The organism is Gordonia sp. 11cp (genome assembly GCF_057767225.1).
The window spans coordinates 2,815,119-2,823,319 of sequence record NZ_CM173437.1 but is presented as its reverse complement, the minus strand read 5'-3'; the positions used below and the strand labels follow the sequence as shown (position 1 = coordinate 2,823,319).

The window sequence follows — 8,201 nt, the reverse complement described above, 5'->3', positions numbered from 1 at the left end:
TGTGCTCAATAGGCCCGCTAGGCCCGCTCGCTGCGCTCCCAGCGCCGTGATCGACAGGCCCGCTCGCTGCGCCGAACAAAAGAGATCGCGCACGCCGCCACACCCCGACGTACACGAAAAAGACATGCGTCGGCCACGAGATCGAAACACGGGCGCCGTCGAATTCAACGCCTTGCCTCACCACTCACCATGTGCCGCCCTCTTGTCACGCCGCCCGCCGGTCGCGTCGTGAATTCTCACATCGACGCCTCACCGGGACGAACGGTCATTTCCCGACACCGTCATCACATCAGCCGCGTCGACCGAAACCGACGCGCGCCGAGCGGATGACAAGAGCCTATGGGACGGGTAGTCGGCTCACAACTCGGGGGCGAGCACCGTTGCGGGCCTTATTCGGCACAGCGGGAATAGCATTTCCTGCGAGCTGGGTGGATCTGTCGATAACGCATTAACCGTCCCCGGTGAATTCACGTTCACGGACCATCGTCGAAGTGTGGTGAAATGTCGCGGAATTGCACCCGAACAGCGAATGGCCGGAGAAACGAATACGACGACCTGTGACAACAGGCCGCCGCATTCGGATCAACTGCACGAGGAACGAGATCAGCCCCCGAAGACGTCGCGCAGCTGCTCGACCTCGGCGACACGCTCGGCGTGGGTCGGCGCGGTGGGCGAGGCGAGGATGCACGTGACGCCGGCTTCGCGGAACGCCGCGACCCGCTCGGCCACCTGGGCCTTGGAACCGATCAGCGACATCGACGTGACGAGGTCCTCGGGAACCGCGGCCGCGGCCTCCGCCTTCTTGCCGTCCAGATAGAGGTCCTGGATCAGCTTCGCCTCGTCGACGTAGCCGTAACGGACGGCGAGCTGGTTGTAGAAGTTCTTGCCGCGCGCGCCCATCCCGCCGATGTACAGGGCGGCATGATGACGCACAAGCTGCTTGGCGTTGTCGATCTGCTCGGCGTCGTCGGAGATGCGCGCGGTGGCCTGCACGACGATGCCCAGATCGCCCAGCGACGCATCCCGCTTGGCCTTGCCCGCCGCGAGCGACTCACCGAAGGCCGCGTCGATCTGCTCCGGGTGGAACAGGATCGGCTGCAGCTCGTCGAACATCTCGGCGGCGAGTTCGATGTTCTTGGGGCCGATGGCGGCGAGGAGCAGGGGGATGTTGTCACGCACCGGGTGGTTGATGATCTTCAGCGGCTTGCCCAGCCCCGAACCGCCGTGCTCCTCGTCGAGCGGCAGCGTGTAGTGCTTGCCCCGGTAGTTCAGCTTCTCGCGGCGCCAGACCATCCGGCAGATCTCGGCGTGCTCGCGGGCGCGACCCAGCGGGTAGTCGTACTTGACCCCGTGGAATCCCTCGATCACCTGCGGACCCGACGCACCGATGCCGAGCACCGCACGGCCACCGCTGATGTAGTCGAGGCCGGCCGCGGTCATCGCCAGGTTGGTGGGTGTGCGCGAGTACATGGGGAGGATCGCGGTCTGCAGTTCCATCGTCTCGGTCTTGGCCGCGATGTAGCCGAGCTGGGAGACGGCGTCGAAGCTGTAGGCCTCCGGGACCGCGATGCGTTGCACGCCCGCCGCTTCGAAGTCCGCGAGGTTGTTGATGGTCTCGCGGAAGTCCCCCGCGTAGTTGATCGGCATGCCCAGCTTCATCGATGTCATGCCGTCGGATTCTTCCACAGGGACGCCCGGTTTCCGAGAGTCTGTTGAACGTCCGATAGGTGGGCCCCGCACGGGTCCCGTTCGGCGGAACTGTGCCGGGATTTTAGGAGAATAGGGGCGGTAGGTCCCACAATCATCACCATGAGCGGCGAGATGCTGATCCTGGTGCTGTTGGTGATCACAGCCCTCGGCTTCGATTTCACCAACGGCTTCCACGACACCGGCAACGCCATGGCGACGTCGATCGCCACCGGCGCCCTCAAGCCGAAGGTCGCCGTCGGGCTGTCGGCGGTACTCAACCTGGTCGGCGCCTTCCTGTCCGTGGAGGTCGCCGCGACCATCACCAAGGACGTGCTGAATATCCAGCAGACATCCGGCCCCGACGCCGGCGAGCTGGTGGAAGGCCTGTCGGCGACGACGGCACTGCTGATCATCTTCGCCGGGCTCATCGGCGGCATTCTGTGGAATCTCTTCACCTGGCTGTTCGGCCTGCCCTCGAGTTCGTCCCACGCCCTGTTCGGCGGACTGATCGGTTCGGGGCTGGCCGCGATCGGGGTCAGCGGCATCAACTGGTCCGGGATCACCTCCAAGATCCTGATCCCCGCGCTCTTCGCGCCCGTCATCGCATGTCTCGTCGCGGGCTGCGGCACCTGGCTGGTCTTCGCGATCACCCGCCGGATCGCCGACCGGGAGAAGGAGTCCGGCTTCCGCTACGGACAGGTCGCCACCGCATCGCTCGTCTCGCTGGCCCACGGCACCGGTGACGCCCAGAAGACGATGGGCGTCATCGCCATGGCGCTGATCGCGACCGGGCACCTCGAGGCGTCCAGCGTGAGCCACGGCCTCCCGTTCTGGGTGGTCCTCAGCTGCGCGGCCGCCATCGCGATCGGCACGTATCTCGGAGGCTGGCGGATCATCCGCACCCTGGGCAAAGGTCTCGTGGAGATCACCTCGCCGCAGGGCATGGCCGCCGAGGCCTCGTCGGCCGCCATCATCCTCACCTCGAGCGCGGCGGGTATGGCGCTGTCGACCACGCAGGTGGCCACGGGCTCGATCCTGGGCTCGGGGGTGGGCCGCAAGGGCGCCCAGGTCCGCTGGTCGGTCGCCGGCCGGATGGCCGTCGCCTGGGTGACCACCCTGCCGGCCGCCGGCGCGGTCGGCGCCGCCTGTTACTTCATCGCGCACCTGTTCGGCGACGTCACCGGCGCGCTCATCATCTTCGCGGTGCTGGTCGCGGCGTCGGGCTACATGTACTGGCGCGCGCAGGAGAACAAGGTCGACCACGAGAACGTCAACGACGCCTGGGAGGGCGACGCCCGCGTCGGCGAGGAATGGGAGGAGGCGGTCGCGACCGAGGAGAACGACACCAGCCTCCCGCTACCCCCGGTCATCCCGGCCGAGATCATCGTCCAGCACGACCCGGAGAGGAGCTCCTGAGAGTGGACACCTTCGAGGCCATCGGCAAAGTACTCGTCGTCGGACTGGCGTTCGGGGCAGGCCTACCCGCTCTGTTCGCCATCGGACTGCGGGTGCAGTCCCTCGCCAACGGTGCCGTCGACGCCGACGGGACCACCTCCGGCCCGCATCCTGCGCTGAAGCCCCTGGCGTATGTGATCTTCGCCATCGTCATCCTGGTGATCGTCGTCGGGATCCTCTGGATCACCCGGCAGACGATCTACTACTACACCGGAATCAAGCTCTTCCCGTTCGGCTACAAGTGATCGTCCCCGCTTCTGATCGGAGACACGCCGTGGACCGCCCGACGCTTCTGCAGAAGGTCGTGGAGTGGTTGCGCGCCGGATACCCCGACGGCGTCCCGCACAACGACTACATCCCGCTCGTCGCGCTGCTGCGACGACAACTGACCGACGACGAGGTGACCCAGGTGTCGGCCGAGCTCGTCCGCGAGTCGCCGCCGCCACCCGAGCCGATCTCCCGGATCGACACCGCCGTGAAGATCACCCACTACACCCGTGACCTGCCCCACGAGGACGACATCTCGCGGGTGCGTGCACACCTCATCTCCCGCGGATGGCCGTTCAGCGACGACCCCGACGGGGACGATGCAGACAGCGCCGATCCCGACAGGAACGATCCGACCGACGGGGATCCGTCCTGAGAACACTGCGCCCGCTTCTGCTGCCCGCCACGCCGGCGGTCCTCGACCGGGTCGACGACCTGCGTGCCGTCCTCGACGGCTCGACGGCCGTGCTGCCCGTGCCCGACGACGCCCGCGCCGCGGCCGAACTCGGTTCCGCGCTGGACGCAGGGGCTCCGATCGACGACCGGGTGTCCCTGGTCGTCTCGACGTCGGGGTCGACGGGCACCCCGAAGGGTGCGCAGCACTCCCCCGCGACCCTCGCCGCGTCGTCGCAGGCCACCGCCGATCGCCTGGGGGGACACGGCAACTGGTTGCTGGCGCTCGCGCCCCATCACATCGCCGGCCTGCAGGTCATCCTCCGCGCGCTGACCGCCGGCCAGACCCCGACCATCCTGGACATACGTACCGGTTTCGATCCCGACGTGTACGCCCGTGCCGTAAGCGAGCTCGACGGTCCGCGGCGGTACACCTCGCTGGTTCCCACCCAGCTCGTCAAGATCCTCGACCATCCCCGCGCGACGGCCGCCTCGCGTGCACTCGACGCGATCCTCGTCGGGGGGGCGGCGACTCCGAAGCCGTTGTGGGACAGAGCAGTCGCCGAGGGCCTCCCGGTTGTCGCGACGTACGGGATGAGCGAGACGGCCGGTGGTTGCGTCTACGACGGGCGGCCTCTCGACGGTGTCGTGGTCCGCATCGCCGACCCCGCCCCCGACGGCGTGGGCCGCGTCCTGCTCGGCGGCCCGGTCGTCGCCTCCGGATATCGCAATCTGCCCGACCATCCGGCGTTCGCCGAGCCGGGCTGGTTTCGAACCGACGACCTCGGGGTCGTCGACGACGCCGGGCTGCTCAGCATCGTCGGCCGCGCCGACGAGGCCATCTCGACCGGCGGGCTGACCGTGGTACCGCAGGTCGTCGAGGCCGTGATCGCCGACGACGCGGCGGTCGCCGAATGCGTCGTCGTCGGGCTCCCCGACGACCGGCTCGGCGAGGCGGTGACCGCGTTCGTCGTGGTCCGTCCCGGAGAACGCCTCGACGCCAACCGCATTCGCGGATCGGTCATCGACCGGCTCGACCGCTACGCGGCACCCCGGCGGATCGTCGAACTCGACGCACTCCCCCTGCGCGGCCCCGGCAAGTACGACCGCCGCGCGTTGCGGACGCTATTCGGTTCCTGAATTCAAGTCCGCCCCGATCGGCGACATCTGAGGCAGGTGTCGCCATTCGTGGCGCTGGGCGCACCGTTGCACGACAGCTGCATTCAGGCAGCGGTCGCGAGCGCCTGGCTGATCGTCGTCGCGACGTAGTGGGCTCGGCCACGGAGGTCACCCCAGGTGTAGTTCAGCACCGTCCAGCCGGCCGCGATGAGCGCATTGCGCCGGGCGCGGTCACGCTGAAACGTCTGCGCGTCGCGGTGAAAGGCAAATCCGTCGATCTCCACCGCCACCATCCGGTCGAGAAAGGCGAAGTCGATCACGTACCCACAGCTCGGATGGTTGGCCGCCCAGCCAGTGAGACCCGCGTCGCGCATGACCTGTACCGCGAGACGCTCCGCAGCCGACCGTGCACCGGTTTCCAGCAACGTAATCATCTGCCCCATCTCGACGGCGCCGAGGCACCCGCGCCGACGCTGGTAGGCCTCACCGAGACGTTCGATGGTGATGAGGTGCTTCTGCAGTGCGGCGTCGATGACTTCGACGCCGCTTTCGACCGCACCTTCCAGCACCGACAACGCGATTCCCGTCACCCGAAGGTCGCTGCGTACCAGAAGGTCCGCGTCGGCGAGGGTGCGGTGAACGATCCGCACGCCCATGACCGCCCCGCCGTGCCGGCTTCGAGGTGCGGTCACGGTCATGACCACGGGTAGCTCGTCGACGACGCCCAGCCACCACGCGGCCGCCAGGCCCGACAGCACCGCTCGGGGACCTACCGACAAGGTGGCGATCCGAGCCCGGGTTCGTTCGGTCGCCGGATGATCGGCGAGCCGGTACAGGCGTGGTCCCACACGAATCCAGTCACCTGCCGCCACCCGGCGGCGGACTGCCCACCGGTCGAGGTCGTGTTCACGGGCCTGGGCCGCGGTGATCAGGCCGTCGTGGTCACGAGCGAGCGCGCGGAGTCCAGGGGGGAGATGCATGAAAAGTCAGACGCACCAAGCCTCACGCGGGTTCCACCCGCTTCCACGCGTCGCGCAACCCTCCGCGGCATCTGAGGCAGGTGTCGCGTCCCGTAGCGCGAGGAGCAACGTTGAGCGACACCTGCCGGGCCGCCGCCGCACCGGCGCGACCCCGTGACACGATGAACTCCGTGGCTACCCCTTCGCAGTGGATTCAGGGCGCTCGTCCGCGCACGCTCCCCAACGCCATCGCGCCGGTCGTGGCCGGCGTCGGCGCGGCCCTGCACGCCGGCGACGTGACGTGGTGGAAGTCGGTACTCGCGCTCGCGGTGGCCGTCGCGTTCATCATCGGCGTGAACTTCGCCAACGACTACTCCGACGGTGTGCGCGGAACCGACGACGACCGCGTCGGCCCGATGCGCCTGGTCGGATCGGGTGCCGCCTCGCCGAAGGCCGTGAAGACCGCCGCGTTCCTGTGCTTCGGGATCGGCGCGGTCTGCGGGCTCGTACTCGCGATCGCGACCGCGTGGTGGCTCGTGCTGGTCGGGGCGATCTGCATCGCCGGCGCCTGGTTCTACACCGGCGGCAAGCGCCCCTACGGGTACGCCGGTTGGGGCGAGGTCGCGGTGTTCACCTTCTTCGGACTCGTCGCCGTCCTGGGCACCCAGTACGTCTCCTCGGGCCGCATCGACTGGGTCGGGCTGGCCTGCGCGGTCGGCGTCGGCGCGATCTCGAGCAGCGTGCTGGTGGTCAACAACCTGCGAGACATCCCCAGCGACACCGAGTCCGGCAAGATCACGCTCGCCGTGCGCCTCGGCGACGCCCGGACCCGAATCCTCTTCGCGGTGCTGCTCCTGACCCCGCTCGCGATGAGCGTGGTGCTGGCCTTCGCGACCCCATGGGCGCTGGTCGGGCTGGTGACGTTCCCGCTGCTGTGGCAGGCCTACACGCCGGTGAGGACGGGTGCGGCCGGCCCCGGTCTGATCCCGTCGATCGGTACCACCGGCAAGGCGATGCTCGCGTGGGCGGTCGTCACGGCGGTCACACTCGCACTGACCTGAGGCCGGCCGCTCCCGGGATCAGACCTGGGCCTCGACGTCGGGCAGGATCGCCACCACGGCCGTGCGGAGTTCCGCTGCGGTGGTGGCGGATTCGATCAGTGCCCGCGATGCGTCGTCGGCGGTGTCGATGATCCCGAGCAGCAGGTACTCGGCGCGCAGCCGTCGGTCGCCCCGTTCCCGCGCGATCTCCATGGCCCGGCCGAAGGCGTCCCGGGTGTCGCTCGCGAAGCGCGGCCGGGAACCCCGGCCTCGCGGTCCGCGCCGGCCGCGCCCCGGCTCCCACGGCCCCTCCCCGGCGAACGGTCCGCCCGGACCGGGGCCGAAACCCTGGCCCCAGGGACCCGGTCCGAAGGCGCCCGGTCCGAAGGCGCCCGGACCGAAGGGACCCGGGCCGAAGCCCTCGGGACCGCAGTCGGGCCGGGGGCCGCGACCACGGCCGTGACGGTGACCATGGTCCCCTCGTCCTTCCCCGCGGCGTCCATCCCCGCGTCTCCCGCGACCACGACCTCGGGGTCCGCGCTCGGCGCGCTCGCCCCACCCGTCGGACACGTCCTCACCGAACCGCCCGCGCACCGCCTCGCGGACCTTGTCGAGGTCGATCCCGATCGTGCGCAGTGCATCTCGGTCCTCCTCGTAGCGTTCGCGGAACGACTCGTCGTCGGCGGTCTCCGCGGTGTCGGACCGATCCGCGTGCTCGTCGTGGTACTGACGTACCGCCTCCCGGGCCGACGACAGCGTCAGGCCATGGTCGGCGAGCAGCGCGAACAGCGGGCTGCGGGCATTGCAGAGCATGCCCAGGATCAGGTGGTCGTTACCGAGTTGCCGGTGACCCAGGTCGCCGGCCTCCTGCGTGGCGAAAGCCAGCAGCATCTTGTCATCGCGACTGATTCGCTCAAACATCTGAATCTCCTTCTGGCCCGCTCGCACGGGCCTCACGTTGTGAGTGCTTCTGATGCACGGCCTGTCGGCTGATCTGCAGTACTTCTGCGATCGCCTGCCAGCTCCACCCGTTGGCACGGGCGTTGGCCACCTGCACGTCCTCGAGTCGGTCGGCCAGGGTGCGCAGTGCGCGTACCGCGGCCAGGCCCCTCGCCGGGTCGCCGCTCGCGGCGTCCCCGGCCAGCTCGGCGCTCGATGCGTCGGGTGCGGTGTCGGTGCTGTGGTCGTCGTGCATGATGTCAGGTTATGTTGACACCACGGCCTTGTCAAGAATTGTTGACGAGCGGGGTATGCGACATCTCGCCCGGTCGCGGGTCCA

Annotated in this window: 9 protein-coding genes; 5 read left to right on the top strand and 4 right to left on the bottom strand. The window is 68.8% G+C overall.

What is annotated here, in order from left to right; translation table 11 throughout:
• Window positions 1-603: 603 nt before the first annotated feature.
• Window positions 604-1,668, bottom strand: a complete 1,065-nt coding sequence (locus tag AC3B6C_RS12655; protein ID WP_488372982.1) for an LLM class F420-dependent oxidoreductase — start codon at window positions 1,666-1,668, stop codon at window positions 604-606.
• A gap of 141 nt (window positions 1,669-1,809) precedes the next feature.
• On the opposite strand from AC3B6C_RS12655, the gene AC3B6C_RS12650 reads away from it, so the two are divergent.
• From AC3B6C_RS12650 to menE, 4 genes are read left to right on the top strand one after another with little or no spacing between them, the layout of a single operon-like run.
• Window positions 1,810-3,105, top strand: a complete 1,296-nt coding sequence (locus AC3B6C_RS12650; RefSeq protein ID WP_488372981.1) for an inorganic phosphate transporter — start codon at window positions 1,810-1,812, stop codon at window positions 3,103-3,105.
• 2 nt (window positions 3,106-3,107) lie between these two features.
• Window positions 3,108-3,389: a hypothetical protein gene (locus AC3B6C_RS12645; RefSeq protein WP_010842001.1), complete on the top strand. Its 282-nt coding sequence runs from the start codon at window positions 3,108-3,110 to the stop codon at window positions 3,387-3,389.
• A gap of 29 nt (window positions 3,390-3,418) precedes the next feature.
• Window positions 3,419-3,787, top strand: coding sequence for a DUF3349 domain-containing protein (locus AC3B6C_RS12640; RefSeq protein WP_488372980.1), 369 nt, complete (start codon window positions 3,419-3,421; stop codon window positions 3,785-3,787).
• Window positions 3,784-4,944, top strand: coding sequence for an o-succinylbenzoate--CoA ligase (gene menE / locus AC3B6C_RS12635; protein WP_488376253.1), 1,161 nt, complete (start codon window positions 3,784-3,786; stop codon window positions 4,942-4,944). Before AC3B6C_RS12640 ends, menE begins: the two co-directional genes overlap by 4 nt.
• 83 nt (window positions 4,945-5,027) lie before the next feature.
• Here menE and AC3B6C_RS12630 read toward each other — a convergent pair whose 3' ends face one another.
• Window positions 5,028-5,903, bottom strand: a complete 876-nt coding sequence (locus AC3B6C_RS12630; RefSeq protein ID WP_488372979.1) for a DUF559 domain-containing protein — start codon at window positions 5,901-5,903, stop codon at window positions 5,028-5,030.
• A gap of 170 nt (window positions 5,904-6,073) precedes the next feature.
• Between AC3B6C_RS12630 and AC3B6C_RS12625 the strand changes: the two genes are divergently transcribed.
• Window positions 6,074-6,943 (top strand): 1,4-dihydroxy-2-naphthoate polyprenyltransferase, encoded by an 870-nt coding sequence (locus AC3B6C_RS12625; RefSeq protein WP_488372978.1) that lies wholly within the window; start codon window positions 6,074-6,076, stop codon window positions 6,941-6,943.
• Window positions 6,944-6,961: 18 nt separating this feature from the next.
• Here the strand turns inward: AC3B6C_RS12625 and AC3B6C_RS12620 are convergent, their stop codons facing one another.
• Complete coding sequence (locus tag AC3B6C_RS12620; protein WP_488372977.1) at window positions 6,962-7,843, bottom strand: ATP-dependent Clp protease ATP-binding subunit; 882 nt, start codon at window positions 7,841-7,843, stop codon at window positions 6,962-6,964.
• Window positions 7,836-8,117 (bottom strand): hypothetical protein, encoded by a 282-nt coding sequence (locus tag AC3B6C_RS12615; protein WP_014925567.1) that lies wholly within the window; start codon window positions 8,115-8,117, stop codon window positions 7,836-7,838. Before AC3B6C_RS12615 ends, AC3B6C_RS12620 begins: the two co-directional genes overlap by 8 nt.
• Between the last annotated feature and the right edge of the window lie 84 nt (window positions 8,118-8,201).